11 protein-coding genes are annotated in these 15918 nt (G+C 59.0%); 3 read left to right on the plus strand and 8 right to left on the minus strand.

Annotated features, from left to right (window positions below):
- A partial coding sequence (locus EFR00_RS29650; protein ID WP_125864881.1) for a N,N-dimethylformamidase beta subunit family domain-containing protein occupies positions 1–3430 on the minus strand: 3430 nt, incomplete at its 3' end.
- Positions 3431–3996: 566 nt separating this feature from the next.
- Here EFR00_RS29650 and EFR00_RS29655 point away from each other — a divergent pair.
- The gene (locus EFR00_RS29655) at positions 3997–5307 is read left to right on the plus strand and encodes a polysaccharide biosynthesis/export family protein (RefSeq protein ID WP_040112889.1); all 1311 of its coding nucleotides are present in this window, start codon (positions 3997–3999) and stop codon (positions 5305–5307) included.
- 130 nt (positions 5308–5437) lie between these two features.
- Positions 5438–6946 (plus strand): O-antigen translocase, encoded by a 1509-nt coding sequence (locus tag EFR00_RS29660; RefSeq protein WP_077993527.1) that lies wholly within the window; start codon positions 5438–5440, stop codon positions 6944–6946.
- Between the two features lie 67 nt (positions 6947–7013).
- Here the strand turns inward: EFR00_RS29660 and EFR00_RS29665 are convergent, their stop codons facing one another.
- Genes EFR00_RS29665 through EFR00_RS29690 form a run of 6 tightly spaced genes read right to left on the minus strand, consistent with a single transcriptional unit; the run spans position 7014 to position 12542 of the window.
- Complete coding sequence (locus tag EFR00_RS29665) at positions 7014–8225, minus strand: DegT/DnrJ/EryC1/StrS family aminotransferase (protein WP_077993447.1); 1212 nt, start codon at positions 8223–8225, stop codon at positions 7014–7016.
- Positions 8222–9196: an NAD-dependent epimerase/dehydratase family protein gene (locus tag EFR00_RS29670; RefSeq protein ID WP_077993449.1), complete on the minus strand. Its 975-nt coding sequence runs from the start codon at positions 9194–9196 to the stop codon at positions 8222–8224. The genes EFR00_RS29665 and EFR00_RS29670 overlap by 4 nt, the downstream gene beginning before the upstream one ends.
- Positions 9193–9912 carry an acyltransferase gene (locus tag EFR00_RS29675; protein ID WP_077993451.1) on the minus strand — a complete coding sequence of 240 codons (720 nt, stop codon included), beginning with the start codon at positions 9910–9912 and terminating at the stop codon, positions 9193–9195. Before EFR00_RS29675 ends, EFR00_RS29670 begins: the two co-directional genes overlap by 4 nt.
- Entirely contained in the window at positions 9902–11005 is a 1104-nt protein-coding gene (locus EFR00_RS29680) for a DegT/DnrJ/EryC1/StrS family aminotransferase (protein ID WP_077993453.1), read from the minus strand. The genes EFR00_RS29675 and EFR00_RS29680 overlap by 11 nt, the downstream gene beginning before the upstream one ends.
- The gene (locus tag EFR00_RS29685) at positions 11002–12039 is read right to left on the minus strand and encodes a Gfo/Idh/MocA family protein (RefSeq protein WP_077993455.1); all 1038 of its coding nucleotides are present in this window, start codon (positions 12037–12039) and stop codon (positions 11002–11004) included. The genes EFR00_RS29680 and EFR00_RS29685 overlap by 4 nt, the downstream gene beginning before the upstream one ends.
- Entirely contained in the window at positions 12036–12542 is a 507-nt protein-coding gene (locus EFR00_RS29690) for an acyltransferase (RefSeq protein ID WP_040112884.1), read from the minus strand. Before EFR00_RS29690 ends, EFR00_RS29685 begins: the two co-directional genes overlap by 4 nt.
- 559 nt (positions 12543–13101) lie before the next feature.
- Here EFR00_RS29690 and EFR00_RS29695 point away from each other — a divergent pair.
- Positions 13102–13881, plus strand: a complete 780-nt coding sequence (locus EFR00_RS29695; protein ID WP_077993460.1) for a response regulator transcription factor — start codon at positions 13102–13104, stop codon at positions 13879–13881.
- Positions 13882–14076: 195 nt separating this feature from the next.
- Here EFR00_RS29695 and EFR00_RS29700 read toward each other — a convergent pair whose 3' ends face one another.
- Positions 14077–15918 carry a glycosyltransferase family protein gene (locus tag EFR00_RS29700; protein WP_077993468.1) on the minus strand — a complete coding sequence of 614 codons (1842 nt, stop codon included), beginning with the start codon at positions 15916–15918 and terminating at the stop codon, positions 14077–14079.

A 15918-nucleotide genomic window follows, 5' to 3' on the forward strand; every position in this document is an offset into this window, starting at 1 on the left:
CACCGGCATTCGGATCGGTGTCGTTGGTCAGCACATTGCCGCTGGCAACCACGCCGCCCGAACCATTGGCCACCCCGCCCTTCTCGGTGGCATCACCCGCATCGGCAACTGCCGTCGGCGGCGTGTTCGAGGCCGACGTCGTAAACATCACATCGACCCAATAGTTTGTCGATTGGAAGGTGCTGGTTGGAAACAGGCTGTTATTGCCATAGCGGTAGACGCCGTTACCGCTGGCCGGCGCCGTCAGCGGACCGCTGGTCACATTTGAGGTGAAGTAGTTGGTGGTCGTCGAATAACGGCCGCTATTCGTGTGGTAGGATGCAGTGTAGGTTTGTCCGGCCGTCAATGACACCGGACTGGTGAAATAGGCAGTCTGCCAGCCGCTGGTCGTCTCATTCGTGAAGGTGAGGGTCGCAAGCCGCGTACCGGTGCTCGACCATAATGAACCAGTATGCGTGCCGGTATCTTGATCGCCCTTGTAGAAGCGGATGCCGGTGACGGTGCCTGCCACGGAGGTCTGGAATTTGACGCCGAGTTCGACGGCTGAGCTATCGTTGGTGTTAACGACCGCCGGCGTCGCCGAACCGAAGAGCGACGTGTAATTCGGCGCGCTGACGGTGACCGTGCGTCCCGCCGAAGGCGTTTCGAGATTGATGCTGTCGTCGACGGCCCGCGACCGGATCGTATAGCTGCCTGCAACTTGTGGCGACCAACTATAAGTCCAGTTCTCATCGCCTGTCGCCGGATGCCAGCTCGCCCCGTTGTCGGTCGAAACCTCGACACCGGCGATGACACCGCCGCCCGTGTCAGCCGCGGTACCCGAAATCGTGACGGTGGTTCCAACGGCCACCGTGGCGGGCACGGTAATGACGGAGGTCGGCGCAACATTATCCGTGGAACCGGTTGAGGCGACGAGCCCGGACTGCAGTGTTCCCGGCTGAATGCCCATATCGGCGAGCAGATTGACCATTGCCTGCTGCACGCGCGGGTCCGTCGGCGTCGCCTGGAGGTCGTGATTGTCGCTCAGGCCCCATGTCCAGTAGACGGTGCCGGCGCCGAACACCAGCGCGCCGCTCGGAGCGCGATAGAGCGTCAGATTATGGGTCGAGATGCCATTGCCGGTCGTGTTTCCGTAATCGAGCAAATAGGTGCCGACCGGAACCGTCGTCGATGATAGCTTGACGAGGCCGGCTGGATCGAAGCCGTTATCGACCGCTTCGTCCCACTCGTAACCAAGATAGTTCTTGGTGAGCGTCGCCGTCTGGCCGGGCTGAAGGTTGGCGACGCTCGTATTGCGCCAGAAACGCAGATTAGCGTCGTCATAAGGAATATTGATCGCCTGAAGATTGTTGCCGACATCGTCGACCTTGAACAACTGCCCGGTCAGTGAGTTTTCCGGGTTTCCGCCGCCGATCGCTGGTGGGCTGAGACGTGGATCGCGGAAGGTGCCTGTCCATTCGTTGGAAGGGTCGATGCTGGCGCTGGGCGACCATGTCTCTTTGTAGGAGATCAGCGTGCGATAGGGCGTCGCGTCGGCGCTATAGGCATTGCCCCAGCGGGTGCGCCAATAGACCTCATTGCCGCTCCAGAACTGCAGGTTGACGCCCGCGTCGCGTGCGGCCTCGACATTGGTTCGTTGCTGGCCGGACCAATATTCGTCGTGCCCGGCATCGATATAGGTCTTGTGATTGAGCAAGAGGCTACCGTAGCGGTCGGCGTCGACCCCCGCCATGTAGGAAACGTCATAACCGTTCTGCTCCAGCCAGTAGATCCCCGCGTATTCGGCGCCGAACAGATAGTCCTGCGGACCGGCAAAAGTGCCGACCCCGCCGCGGGTCGCAATCGGTCTGTTGTAACTGACTGCATAGGCGCGACCAGCACCCTGCCCCGTCGCCGGCCCATTGCCGCCATAGAAGTTTGCGCCGCCCCAACCGTTGTAGGCGTGCCAGGTTTGGTCGGCGGTCTGGAAGACGATGTCGCTTTGGCTGCTGTCGTCGCGCACGATGAACGGGATATGATTTGAGCCGGAGGTGCCATCCTGACGCACGAGCTTGGCGATATAGACGCCCGAAACGGCGTCCTCAGGTACGGTCCACGATGCCGAAACAGCCCAGTTTCCCGCGTCCACGGTGCCCGTCGTGGCATTGCGCAACGGATTAGGCTGGGTCTGCAAACCGGTGTGCTGCATGGTCGCGACCTTGCGGGCCCCCATGCCGCCATAATAGCCGAGCCGGTAGATATCGATCCGGTAGTTGGTGGAATTCGTGTTGATCTTGAAGCTGATCGTCTTGCCGTTGTCGACGCTGATATCGGTCGCAAACCCTTCGATGTTGGAGCTACCGGCACCGACGATGCCCCACTCGCTTTCCGGATTACCCGGCTTCTGATTTTCCAGGACGATCGCGTTGCTGGCCGCAGCCGCCGCGGCTGCCTGGTTTTGGGTCGTCAGCGACCGCTGCGTCGTCGGTGGCGTCGTCACAGAGCCGGAAAGGATGCCGACACCCTTCGTGTTGGTGCCCGTTCCGGTCTCACCGCCTCCTGGCAAGGATCCGTTCAAGGCCGTTGTTTCCGTCCAACTTGCCGTTCCGCGCCAACCCGAGAGGGGCGACAGGTTTCGATCGAGAAGCGGGTCGCTGATCGAGGCGGCAATGGCCCGCTTGGCCGTCGACACAAAGTCCGGCCCTTCGGTTAGCCTGGTCCCCTGCAGTTGGCCGTCCTGTTGGAGCATCGCGCCGCCATGCGCCCAATCGAGAATCCGCGTCGGAGACGTAAAATAGCCGCATCCGCAGACGCCAAAGGGCATGCCGAACGCCAGTGAATTTGCTCCCCCGTGCTGAGCGCTCGCCTGCGCTGACGGGCTCGATTCTAGAATGACGACGTTGCCCGAGGGCGCACGCTCGCCGGCCAGCGAGGCAGAATCGTGCGCCGAGGCCGTCGCCGCAGGGCTCTGCGGCAGATAAGGCGCCAGAGGATCGTCGCCGATGAGGCTCATTCCAGGGTAGCTGCGATAATGCGGCGATCGAGATCCGTTCGCGTTCTCGTTGAACCCTGCAAAGCCCGGCCCATGGGCAAACAACCGAGACGCAACCGTGTCACCTTCCCGGTCTCCGGTCTCGCGATCTACCGCGAAAGGCTCGAGCAAAGGCGGCAGTGGCTGGGTGATACTGCCCTGACCGTCCGGCTCGGCGATCACGCCCGTCTGATGTTCCCCGTCGTGCTCGGCGAGCGCCGGCATTTCGTTGGGATCGTCGACAAGCACGCCATCATGCTTTTTTCCATCGGCAGTTTGCGCGGAGGTCGCAAGTTGAGCACGATCCGCGTACGTTTCGGCCGGCTTGCGCGGCCTTCCTTTTTCGCCGGCCGCCAACCACCGGGGAATCAGCGAATCCACCAAAGAGCGCGAAGTCCACCGACGAGCGTTGCGATACATGGCAGATACCTCTCGCGAGATTTGCAGGATCGAATCTATAGGATCGTTTCGTACGTCCCCTGAATTGTAGTCGAAAAACACCAGGGTATATCCTACGCCTTTCGCTCTACAGGCGGCATCCTTTGGGCAAACGGGCCGTGTTGCGTCGCGGACGCTCTAAATGCGATGCACGAGGGCGACAATTCGCCCTCCCGCGCGAGTTTCGAAGCCGCAGCGGTGGCTAGGCCGTTTGTCATCCGGGAAAATCGACGATCCGACCAGAAAGCCTCTGCCGGCAGGATTGCGGTCCGTCCAAGCGAGCGCGCCTATTCCCGCGTGCAGAACCTGTTGATTTTCCCCGGTCAATACCTTCGCGTCGCGCCGAAGATATATGTTTCTACTCGATTTAGGCGGAAGTACCTCCCACCTCATCAATATTGATATGGCAAAACAAACGACCTCCACCTTCCTCAAGGCTTCGCCAGACTGCACACTGGCGATGTAACCTCGGACTTGGCGTCCGGTGTTCAAGCAGCGTTCAAACGTATTGTATCAGCGTCCTTGTAAGAATGTTTTGCAGGCGAGACATGTACATGAATCTACCACACCGCGCCCCTCGCGTGTTCCTCCGCGCGATGTCCGTCATCAGTGCACTCGTTTTTGTCGCCGGAGCTGTACCGCCAGCTCTCGCCGGTAGCTTGGCGCCACAAACGAAGATCCGCTTGACGGTCGTTCAATGGATAGCCTCCAAAGGCCAGTTTGAACGATGGGATGGGATCGGCGGCGAATATACGGTTTCCGATGCAGGTATCGTCTCCCTCCCCTTCTTAGGGTCGCTGGCGGTCGGCAATCTGGACAATGAGGGTCTTACCAAGGAGATCGGCAAGCGCCTTCAGGCAAAGATGGGCCTGGCCCAGGCACCTGCCGTGACCATCGAACTTCTCGAATACCCGCCGATCTACGTCGTGGGACACGTAACAACCCCGGGGCAGTATAGCTTCCGCCCCGGACTGACCGTCCTCCAATCACTGGCGATGAGCGGCGGGCCGCGTCGCGCCAAAGATCAGGAGAAAACGCATTCGACCCAACTCGTAGGAGAATTGCGCGAAATCAATCACTCGATCTTGCGCAGCACCGCGAGATTGGCGCGGCTCCAGGCGGAGATAGATGGAGCGCAGGAGATTACCTTCGATCAGGCGACCGGCGCCGATCAGCAATTTGCCGCCGGGATATACAATGAGGAAAGGATTATCTTTAGGGCTCGCGCCAATGCGCTGGAGAGGCAGGCAAGAGCATTCACCGAATTGCGCGATCTTTTGACCACTGAGATATCGACGTTGGAAGAGAAACTGACGGGCGCAGACGACAATATCAAATCCGTCGAGGACCAGTTGCTCAGCGTCAAGTCGCTAGTTCAGAAGGGCCTGACGGTCTCGTCGAGGCAGTTGGATCTGGAACGGTTGCTGACGACTTACCGCTCCGACAAGCTCGACCTTGTCACCGCCGTCATGCGGGGCCGCCAGGCAATCAGCGAGACGACACGGAACCTCGAGGGACTTTACGACGCACGCCGGAGCGAAGTGGCGATCGAAGCACAGTCCGAACGGGCAAGTCTCGATCAAATGAAGATGAAGCGCGACACAACGCAGAAGTTGCTCGTCGAAGACCTTGGAAGCAATGACGGCATTGAAAGCCTCGCCGAGGACCTTCCGCTTACCTTCAGCGTGACCCGTCGCAACGGAGGACAAATCGACCAGTTCCAAGCCTCGGAAACGACGACGCTGGCGCCGGGCGATGTCGTGAGGGTCGTTCAGCCTCGCATTTTGGACAGTTCGCTTCAGACCAATTCGAGCCGATCATCAGAAGCCCCCGCGCTCGCAGATCGAGCCGGCCAGTGACCCTCGACGAGCACCTATTCTCATTCAGCTGTAGCGGACGTTTGAGCGCGGCCAAGGCGCCAAGGTCGCCTGTCTGGAAGGAATGGCGCTTGATGGGGACCGGCCTGACCCGAGCGACAAGGGTTGAATGATGACTTTGCGCATGATCCCACCCAGCGGTCAGACTTATACCCAAATCCTCAAGTCGACGATGCTGATGGGTGGTTCCTCGCTGGTAAATGTCGCCCTGAGCATCGTTCGCAACAAGGCGCTCGCCGTTCTGCTCGGCCCTGAAGGCGTGGGGCTTCTCGGCCTTTACACGGCAATCCTCGATATCGCCCAAGCGATAGCTGGTCTGGGCGTGAGCAGCAGCGGTGTGCGCCGAGTAGCCGAGGCGGCGGGCGTCGGCGACGAAGAGAAGATCGCGCGGTCGGCGACAGCGCTCAGGCGCATCTCGATGGTGCTCGGGTTGCTTGGCGGGCTTTTACTTGCTGCGCTGGCCTTTCCGGTGTCGAATTTCACCTTCGGCGACTACCAGCATGCCGGCGGCATCGTGCTGCTGTCCCTGGCGGTATTCTTTCGGATCGTGTCTGCCGGGCAGGCTGCGTTGATCCAGGGCTTGCGGGGCATTGCAAATCTTGCCCGCATCAACGTGCTTTCGGGGCTCTTCGGCACGATGATCAGCATCCCGCTGATCTATCTGTTCGGCGAGCAGGCGATCGTACCCTCTCTCGTGGCGATCGCGGCCGTGTCAGTCCTTCCCACCTGGTGGTACAGCAAACAAATATCCACGCGCCCACCGCCAATGTCGGCACACCAGTTTGGCCCGGAAGCCAAAGCTCTGTTCAGGCTCGGCGTCGCTTTCATGGCAAGCGGACTCCTGACCTTCGGCGCGGCCTATGCCATCCGCCTTATCGTGCTGAATGAAGGCGGCATCGTAGCGGCTGGATTGTATCAGGCAGCCTGGGCGCTCGGGGGGCTGTATGCCGGTTTCATCCTTCAGGCGATGGGAACGGATTTCTATCCGCGCTTAACCGCAACCGCGAGCAACAATGCCGAGTGCAACCGGCTGGTCAATGAGCAGGCGGAAATCAGCATGCTGCTGGCAGGCCCCGGCCTGATCGCCACCCTGACCTTGGCGCCGCTCGTCATGAGCTTGTTCTATTCGGCCGAGTTTCATGGAGCCGTGGAGCTTCTGCGCTGGATCTGCCTTGGAATGATGCTCAGGATCGTCGCCTGGCCGATGGGCTTCATCGTGCTGGCGAAGGGTGCGCAGACGATCTTCTTCTGGACGGAGGTCGCAGCAACGCTGGTGCATGTGGGGCTGGCGTGGCTCTTCGTGTCAAAGTTCGGTACGACAGGAGCCGGCACGGCGTTCTTCGGCCTCTACGTCTGGCACAGCATCCTGATTTACGTGATCGTGCGTCGGCTTACCGGTTTTCGCTGGTCGCGCGCCAATCGCAGGCACGCGCTTCTGTTCCTGCCTGCATCGGGATTGGTCGTATCGGCCTTTTTGCTCCTGCCGGCATGGTCGGCGACGGTGATCGGCTGCGTCGCCGTTGTCGTGACCGGGCTTTACTCGCTGCGCATGCTGGTGGAGCTGCTTCCACCGGAGTCGATGCCCGCAATCGTCAGAGGATGGATCACGAAATCCGCATGAGAAAAAGCGCGCATTGGACAATGCGCGCTTTTCTGATGTGGTATTCCGCCGCGGGCAGGCACTCGCTTCAGGCCGGGATGACGGCCTGCTCGGGCTGACGGACGACGCGCCCGGCGTCGGCGACGGCCTGGCGTAATGCCTCGATGACTCTTTCGATATCGACCTCCGTCATCTGGGCGTAAAGCGGCAGGATGATGGTTTGCTGCTGCGCCGAAACGCTTCGCGTCAGGCTGGTGGCCGCGCGATGGGAGTTTTGGCCGGAATAGGCTCCCTCCAGATGAATGTTCATAACACCGCGTCGCGTCGATATCCCTTGATCGAGCAGCGCTTGCATGACGGCCCGCTGGTCGATTTCATCAGACAGTCTCACGCAGAAGCTTTGCCAGTTGCTTCGAGCCCAGTGCGGCTCGGTGGGCATCGACAGACCTTGGATCGTGGACAGCCCCTCGCAATACTGCGAGGCAAGCTGTCTCCGCTGCGCAATCAGCTCCGGCAGCCGCCGCAACTGCACTCGTCCCACCGCGGCCTGGAGGTCGGTCATCCGGTAGTTATAGCCCAGCTCATCATAGTCCTCAAAGATCACCTGCTTAGAGCCGTGGCGGACTGCGTCGGTGACGCTCATACCATGCTGGCGCCACAGCCGGAATTTTCGGTCATATTGAGGGTTCGCCGTCGTCAGCATACCGCCATCACCCGTGGTGACAACCTTTCGGGGATGGAAGGAGAAGCAGGCGATATCGCCATGCGGTTTGCCAATCTTTTCCCAACCGCCTTGCCACAGGATTTCGCTTCCCGTAGCACAGGCCGCATCCTCGATAACCGGTATCGAATATTTCTTGGCGATGTCCACAATCGAACGGAGATCGCAAGGCATGCCGAGCTGATGCACGCACAGGATTGCCTTGGTGCGGGGCGTGATTGCCGTTTCGATCAAGCGGGGGTCGATATTGTAGCCATCCGCCTCGATGTCGACGAAGACCGGCACTGCACCGCAGTATCGAACAGCATTCGCGGTGGCGATAAACGAATGGCTGACCGTGATGACCTCATCGCCAGCTTTGACGCCGACTGCCATCAAGGCGAGATGAAGCGCCGTTGTGCAGTTGGAAACAGCACAGGCGTGTGCCGCGCCGACAAATGCCGCAAATTCACGCTCGAAAGCGGCGACTTCCGGCCCTTGGGTCACCCATCCCGATAGAATAACGCGGCGCGTGGCCTCAGCCTCTTCCTCTCCGAGGACGGGTTTGGCGACGGGGATTGTGGATAAAAACGGGCTCATGCAGCTTGGCCTCCGGCCGCAGCAGTCTTCGACTGCCACCACGCGACAAGGTCACGAAGCCCCTGCTCCATCGAGATTTCCGCCTTGAAACCCAGAAGCCTTTCGGCCTTGCTGATATCAGCAAGACGGCGGGTTACGCCGTTGACCGTGCGCGCTTCTTTGTGCTGCGGCTCAAGTGAGGACCCCATGATGTCGCTCAGCATCTGCGCGAGTTGCAGCAGGCTTATTTCCCTGCCGCTCGCGACGTTGAACACCTCGTCGGTAATGTCGCTCTTCGCCGCCAGCACGTTTGCCCGGGCGATGTCGCGTGCATCGACGAAGTCCATCGTCTGGCTGCCGTCTCCATAGATCAGCGGCGGCATTCCGGCTGCAAGGCGTTCCATCCAGCGGATCAGCACTTCGGTGTAGGCGCCGTAAACGTCCATTCGCGGTCCGTAGACGTTGAAATAACGCAGCGCGACATAGCGCAGGCCATACATGTCGGCGAAGCTGCGCAGCAATCCCTCGTTGAAGGTCTTTGCCGCGCCATAGATCGTCCGGTTGTTGTAGGGATGATGCTCTTCGGTCGTCGGAAAACTTTCGGCAAGCCCCAGTACGGAGGCGGAAGAGGCGGCAACGACCTTCGAAACTCCCGCTTTGACGGCAGCTTCGAGAACGTTGAACGTGCCTTCGGCAAGGACTTCGAAAGCCAGTCGTGGCTCTTCGGCGCATTGGGTGATGCGGATGGCCGCCTGATGAAAGACGATATCGACGCCGTCAAAGGCTTTCGCCAGCAGTGCCCTGTCGCGGATATCTCCGTCGATGATGTTAAGGGGCGCGCTGCCGATTGCCGAGCTGAGATTGTCCCGGCGCCCGCGCACGAAATTGTCGAGGATGATGATCTCGCGAGGTTTTTCCAATGCGACAAGATCGGCAATATGCGAACCGATCAGACCGGCACCGCCGGTAATGAGCACCCGTTTGTTTTTCATGATCTTTCCTCACGCGACATGTTCGTCATCGGATCATTCTCCGAACGCCAACGAATAAATTTCGCAGGAACCCCTGCGACAACCGAGAAGGGCTCGACATCCGAGACGACGACGGCTCCCGCTCCAACGATCGCCCCCTTCCCGATAGTCACGCCGGGAAGAATGGTCGCATTCGTTCCTATATCGGCCTCCGCGCAGATGCGGACCGGCCTGATTTCAAGATCCGTCCGAATGATCGGGACATCCACCGGCAGTGCCGTGTGGCTCGAGCCAAGCACCTTGGCGCCAGGTCCCCACCCGACGGAATCCTCGATCACCAGATCGCGGGCGTCGAAATAGGCCGTCGGTCCGATCCAGACATTGTCGCCGATCGTGCATCGGCCGTCGAAGCGTCCCTGGATATAGGCCTGAGCCCCGATGAACACCCCGTTGCCGATCTCGAACGTCTCCGGGTGTTTGAAGCCGGCGCCGCCTGCAACCTGCAATCCCGTGCCGCAGCTGCGCGTTATCGCCTGCCAAATGGCTTTGCGCATCATGGTGTCGACGACACCATCCCCCGTCGCGAAGCGACCGTAGAGCTCGATCAGGCCGGCGCGTCCATAAGATTGCCTGAGTTCTTCGACGAGCCCCGCCTGGTAAGCCGGATCCGCCGGTCTTTCTTGACGGCCGTGCACCGCATGCACGATCCGAATCTCGCCCGCACGATCAGCTGACATAGGCGTCTTCCAACGCAGCTGCCACCTGATCGACGTGCCACGCGGGCATCTCAGGATAAATCGGCAGCGAGAGAACCTCTTTTGCAGCGGCCTCCGAGACCGGGAAATCGCCGGCTTGGTAACCGAGGTCGGCATGAGCCTGCTGCAGATGGACGGGGATCGGATAGTGCAGCCCGGACTGAATGCCCTCGGCGCTCAGCACGCGCTGAAGCTCGTCGCGATCGCGGCTTCTGATTGCATAGACGTGGTAGACGTGGCGCCGGCCGGCTTTCTCGACAGGCGTCGTCAAATGCGTCGATCGCCCAAGCAGCGACGAGTAGCGGCCTGCATGCGCGCGCCGCGCCTCGGTCCAGGCCTCGAGGTGCCTGAGCTTGATCCGCAGGATCGCGCCTTGAATGGCATCCATGCGGTAGTTGAAGCCCTTCAGCAGATGATGATAGCGCTGCTCCTGGCCCCAGTCGCGTAGCATGCGCATTGTTTTTGCCTGGTCGTCGCGGTTGGTCACGACGATGCCCCCCTCGCCGCAGGCTCCGAGGTTTTTACCCGGGTAGAAGCTGAAGCAGCCCGATGCGCCGAGGCTGCCGGCGCGCGCGCCTCTGTATTGCGCCCCATGCGCCTGGCAGGCGTCCTCGATAACAGGTATCCGGTAGTGGCCGGCAATCGCTTGGATCGCATCCATATCGGCCATCTGCCCGTAAAGATGGACGGGAATGATGGCCTTGGTGCGGGGTGTGATCTTTGCCTCGAGCTGAGCCGGATCCATCGTCAGCGTGACCGGCTCGACATCGACGAATACTGGCCGTGCGCCCGCATAGCAGATCGCCGATACGGTCGCGACGAAGGTAAATGGCACGGTGATGACTTCATCGCCGGGGCCGACGCCAGCCGCGAGAAGCGACAGATGCAGCGCGCTGGTCCCGGTGTTGACTGCGATCGCATGTTTGACGTTGCAATAGTCCGCGAATTCCTGCTCGAGGCGGGCGACCTCTTCGCCCAGTATGTATTGCCCCGAAGCCAGGACGCCGAGCACCGCGGCGTCGATTTCGCTCTTGATGGAATTATACTGTGCCTTGAGGTCCAGGAACGGAATCATGCAATGCGCCTCGCCTCTTCGAGCTCGATGATACGACCGCGCTGAGCGAGCGACCGGCTTGCGGCTTCAAGGATGCGGACGACACGCAGCCCGGCTTGGCCGTCGGTAATCGGCCGCGTATTCTGCTCAATGCAATCGACGAAGTGATCCAGCTCGCGTTTCAACGCCTCGGTCATATCGAGCTTGGGCGCCCACATGTCGCCGCTGCGGTAGCCGACCAGCATCTGATGGACCTTCTCGCCATATGCATCAGAGTTGGGGCACATGGTGATGCCCTTGTCGTAAACCTTGATCTTTTCGCTGGGCTCCAGATCGTCATAGACGATCATCTTGTTGCTGCCGCCGATCAGCGTACGGCGCACCTTGACCGGCGCCAGCCAATTGACGTGGATGTGGGCGATGAGCTTGCTTTCGAAGAAGAGCGTCAGATAGGCGATGTTCTCAGGTTCGCCGAGGACATGGCTCATCCCCGTTGCGGAAACCGCCACCGGCCTTTCCTGCAGGACATGGTCGAGGATGGACAGGTCGTGCACCGCGAGATCCCAGATGACGCTGACATCATGCTGGAACAGCCCCAGATTAACCCGAACCGAGTCATAGTAATACATGTCGCCGAGGCCACTTTCGACCAGCTCGCGCATTTTGCGGACAGCGCCGGTGTGGACGAAGGTGTGATCGACGGCGAGCACGAGGCGTCGCCGCGCTGCTTCCTCGACCATCCGCGAGGCTTCTTCCGTCGTCGATGCCATCGGCTTTTCGACGAAGACATGCTTTCCGGCCATCATCGCCTGCATTGCGAGCTTGTAATGGGTAGAGACCGGTGTCGCGATAGCGATGGCATTCACTCTCGGATCACGCAGGACTTCCTCGAAATTATCGGTGATCGTTACTGCTGGATAGCGGCTCTTGACCGCCGCCAACCGTTCGACATTGAGATCACAGACGGAAATAAGCTGTGCCCCCCCCGCCTCGGAGATATTGCGGACCAGGTTCGGACCCCAATATCCATATCCAACAACAGCAATGCCGATCATCGCATTCCTCCAAACGCTTGCATGTTTACTGACCGGTCATGAACGTGACCGGTGATCCTGGCCGGAACACCGGCAACAATGGCGCCGTCAGGCACATCCTTCGTTACGACAGCGCCGGCGCCGACCTGGGCGGCCTCTCCGATGGTCACGCCGGGCAGAATGGTGGCGTTACTGCCGATCGAAGCATGGCGCTTAACCAGTGTGGGAATGACAACCCAGTCGGCCTCGGTCTGCAGACTGCCGTCCGAATTGACGGCCCTGGGGTAAGTGTCATTGGTGAACATCACCCCGTGGCCGATAAAGACGCCGTCTTCCAGCGTCACGCCTTCGCAGAGGAAGGAATGGCTGGAGATCTTGCAGTCTTTTCCGACGATGACGTTTTTCTGGATTTCAACGAAGGTGCCGATCCGCGTTCCCGCGCCGATCGTGCAGCCGTAAAGATTAACCAGATCTCGATGGTGAATAACGCAGCCGTCATCCAGCTTGACGTTCGATGCAATCATCCGGTTCGTCCCCTACTCCAACAGGCCCTGATTTGGCTGAAACCGGTCACAATCTTGGGAATGCACAAGATTTCATTTCGACAGGGCAAATACTTCTCTGCCTCCAAGGAGAATTGTTTTCACCCTAATAGTAAAGGAAACAATACGTGGAACCTTATTCACCAAAAGGCGTATATGCTTACGGGGATCGGATGACGAGGCTCGCATGCATCTATCGCAATCGCTCGGCAGGAACGGTTGTCAGCCGATGGTCGATCCTGCCACTGGATCCATGCCGGGTAATTGATTTCACATGTTTGGTAAGTTTCATCGAATATATATAGTAATGTCACAAATCTTTATACAAAATGTTTATAAATATATTGATCGGCCCCACAAGTTGTTCTATTGATATCCAATGATGGAACAAAGGTGCAGGCCTAACCACTATTAATTAGTGTGACGACCCCGGAAGTGTGGTAATAAATTAGCACTTTTGTTAATCAAACTCTCCTTTTTGCGAGGGGAGTTCATGTTCGACTTGGCGTACAGCGTGGAAAAAGACTAGGAGGACGAGGCATTGGATACAATAAACATAAACCATAGGCAGGAAAATATATCACTTCCCCTAGAGATAGAAAACGGCCCGGCGGCGCTTGCCCGACCGGCAAGTCCAAAGCACTCACTTGTTATACTCGACAGGAGAGAACTTGATCGGCATTGCCTAGCGCAATGCATGGCCGCCCATACGGCAGATTTCGAGATTCTGGCGTTTGGATCGATTGAGGAGTGGAAGCAGAAGCACGAAGAATATCCCCCACTTTCGGCAATTCTCTTGAATGTCGGCGGCAAGATGGTCGATGACCCTGCCGTTTCGGAGCAGATCAAGAGCCTTTCGTCCGAATTCGTCTCGACGCCGGTGATCATCCTGTCCGATAGTGATGATTTCGCCCAGATCGTCAGGGCGATCGACTGCGGAGCCAAAGGGTACATACCAGCCTCCGTCAGCATTAGCGTTTGCATGGAGCTGATCGCACTGTCGGTCGCAGGTGGACTTTTTGTGCCTGCAAGCGCTCTGTTTGCCATGCGTCACTTGCTGCAGTCGAGCAGCTCGACGGCCCAGCCGCTGGCGGGGATATTCACTGATCGTCAGGCCGAAGTGGTAGCGGCGCTGCGGCGCGGCAAGGCGAACAAGATCATTGCCTATGAGCTCAATCTTCGAGAAAGCACCGTCAAGGTGCATGTCCGCAACATCATGAAAAAGGTTAAAGCCACCAACAGGACGGAAGTCGTGTTCAAGCTGAACGACCTCTTTCAGAATAATCTTTCGGGCGGCTCAACGGCAAGCAGCCTGTGCTGATGCGGCAGGCAGGCCCTATCGTGCCTCGCGCTGCGAGCACATTTTCTTCTAAACATCTCGGTGGCGGCACGGAAAATGCGCCACCGAGTCGATAATCTGACATCATGGATTGTCATCGGGTGGCGCCTAGGCTCAGTTGAGTTCTTTCCCACGCGCCTTCCAGGTGTCGCAACCCACACCTACATTTTTCGCAAGTCAATTACGGATGTTCCTTGGAGGCCGTGAAAGCGCCATTTGAATCCTGCGCAAAGAGCCTCTCTGCGAGTGAGGAACCAGACCCCGCGCCAGGTGCCAGAAATATCGGAACTCCGGCAGAGGCGGCACATTCGGGCGCAAGCCGTTCAGGCGCAGTTTCACCATCAGACCATCGATGCCTGAATAGAGTCGCAGGCGCAAACCGCCATCAGCTTCGAAGTGTGGAGCTTTCGTCTTCTCGCCGGCTGCGCTGCCCCCAAGGGTGGCAAGCCGCAGACTATTTGCAAGATCAAGCCGCTGACACCGCTCAAGAATATCGGTGAACCATACGAGCCACTCGGAATCCGTCCGATCGGGAAGCTGATGAACGCTTTTCCGATCGCTGCCATCCGATCTCGGGACAACCGCATCAACCGAACCACCGAGTTGCGCGATGACAAGGTGCGCGCGCCTGATTTCGTCGTGAAATAGAGATGGATAAAAGTCTTGCAGCTTGGACGCCTGCTTAAGCTGGCCTCTGCAGATCAAAGCGAGAAGGAAATAAGCCCATTCGACCGGATCCGGGTCGAGCGCCCCATAGTCTGTCATCGTTACCTTTACGAGGTCTACCAGAAGGCCCGAGGCGCGATCGGCGTCGCCCTCTTCCAATGCACATAAGGCAAGGCGGAATTTCGCTTCGGGCAGGTAGGAGACAAAGTCCAGGCAGCGTTCGTAGCAGTGCTTGGCGTCCTCCACTCTGCCCTGCTCGAGGAGCAAGTCCCCCTGCTTCAGCAAAGCGCGGTCGCTCGCTTCTCCCACGATGTGGACGCTTTGTTGCATTGAGGTACGCCCTACCTTCGCAAGTTTGCCGAAGGGGCCGGATTGGATGATCTTTTCGCCGACCTGCAGGCCTTGGCTGAGCATGAACCACTGATATATTTGCGGCCTGTGGGTCAATGTATGACACGAATGGACCAAGTCGTAACCAGCTGCGGTGATCCGCCGTATTTCGTCGGGATGAGCAAAAAGGTAATCCAGTTTCTCGACCACGTTGCTGCTGTCGACAAAAACACAGTTCTCCATGTCGACAAAGCCAGCCGCCTCCACCGCTGCCGTTCGTTCCGCCACGAGACAGGACTTTGCCCCGGGGATCTCAAAATGCTTGCGCACGACCTCGCCGCCCATGGTGCCGCATGTGGGGGCGACGAGGCTTGCGTTGAGCGCGCGCGCATAGGCCTCTCCGGATAAGAGCCGGGACGCCAGCTTGCTCTCATAGGCGTGTTGCGGTGAGACCAGGCAGGGATAACGGTCGCGGATGATCGGAAAAATCGCCTGTCGCCAGGGATAGAGGCCGTAGGCCTGACCTGTGAGGGTGACCGGGATGACCTTTTGCTGCCCATAGTCGCGGTAGACTTCGGGATCGATGAAATTTGGCCAGACGAACAGATTTTCCTTTACCGCCGGCATGTATTCCGGAGTCATCGTTGCGATTGCGAAATAGGTCTCGATGCCCCACTGCTCCATATCGGAAAGGAAGCCGGCGCGCCGATCGCACCATGGGTCGGCATTGTGAAGGCCAAGCTTCGGGACCGCGAGATTGGTAGTGGTGTTGGTAATTTTTATCCGACGTGAGCCGTGCGACCGATAGCCGCTTTCAAACAGCGTCAGATCCGGTTCGTACCTGTCGCATATCTCTGCATAATCGCAGTCGCGGTTAACGACGACGACATCGAAATGTGTTGCCAGGCATTTGACCTGCTGCTGCATGTGCAGCAGCAGGTAACCGGCCGCGTTCGCATTGGGTTGGTGGTCCCATTGGAAAAAAACGAGGCGCGGTTTTCGATGATCAACCTTGCTGTTCAT

Origin of the sequence: Rhizobium sophoriradicis (assembly GCF_003939025.1) — a bacterium.
Classification (GTDB): domain Bacteria; phylum Pseudomonadota; class Alphaproteobacteria; order Rhizobiales; family Rhizobiaceae; genus Rhizobium; species Rhizobium sophoriradicis.

Coding starts and splice junctions, on each gene's coding strand:
- EFR00_RS29655 (WP_040112889.1), top strand. CDS start 3,997: ATGTACATGAATCTACCACACCGCGCCCCTCGCGTGTTCCTCCGCGCG.
- EFR00_RS29660 (WP_077993527.1), top strand. CDS start 5,438: ATGACTTTGCGCATGATCCCACCCAGCGGTCAGACTTATACCCAAATC.
- EFR00_RS29665 (WP_077993447.1), bottom strand. CDS start 8,225: ATGAGCCCGTTTTTATCCACAATCCCCGTCGCCAAACCCGTCCTCGGA.
- EFR00_RS29670 (WP_077993449.1), bottom strand. CDS start 9,196: ATGAAAAACAAACGGGTGCTCATTACCGGCGGTGCCGGTCTGATCGGT.
- EFR00_RS29675 (WP_077993451.1), bottom strand. CDS start 9,912: ATGTCAGCTGATCGTGCGGGCGAGATTCGGATCGTGCATGCGGTGCAC.
- EFR00_RS29680 (WP_077993453.1), bottom strand. CDS start 11,005: ATGATTCCGTTCCTGGACCTCAAGGCACAGTATAATTCCATCAAGAGC.
- EFR00_RS29685 (WP_077993455.1), bottom strand. CDS start 12,039: ATGATCGGCATTGCTGTTGTTGGATATGGATATTGGGGTCCGAACCTG.
- EFR00_RS29690 (WP_040112884.1), bottom strand. CDS start 12,542: ATGATTGCATCGAACGTCAAGCTGGATGACGGCTGCGTTATTCACCAT.
- EFR00_RS29700 (WP_077993468.1), bottom strand. CDS start 15,918: ATGAACAGCAAGGTTGATCATCGAAAACCGCGCCTCGTTTTTTTCCAA.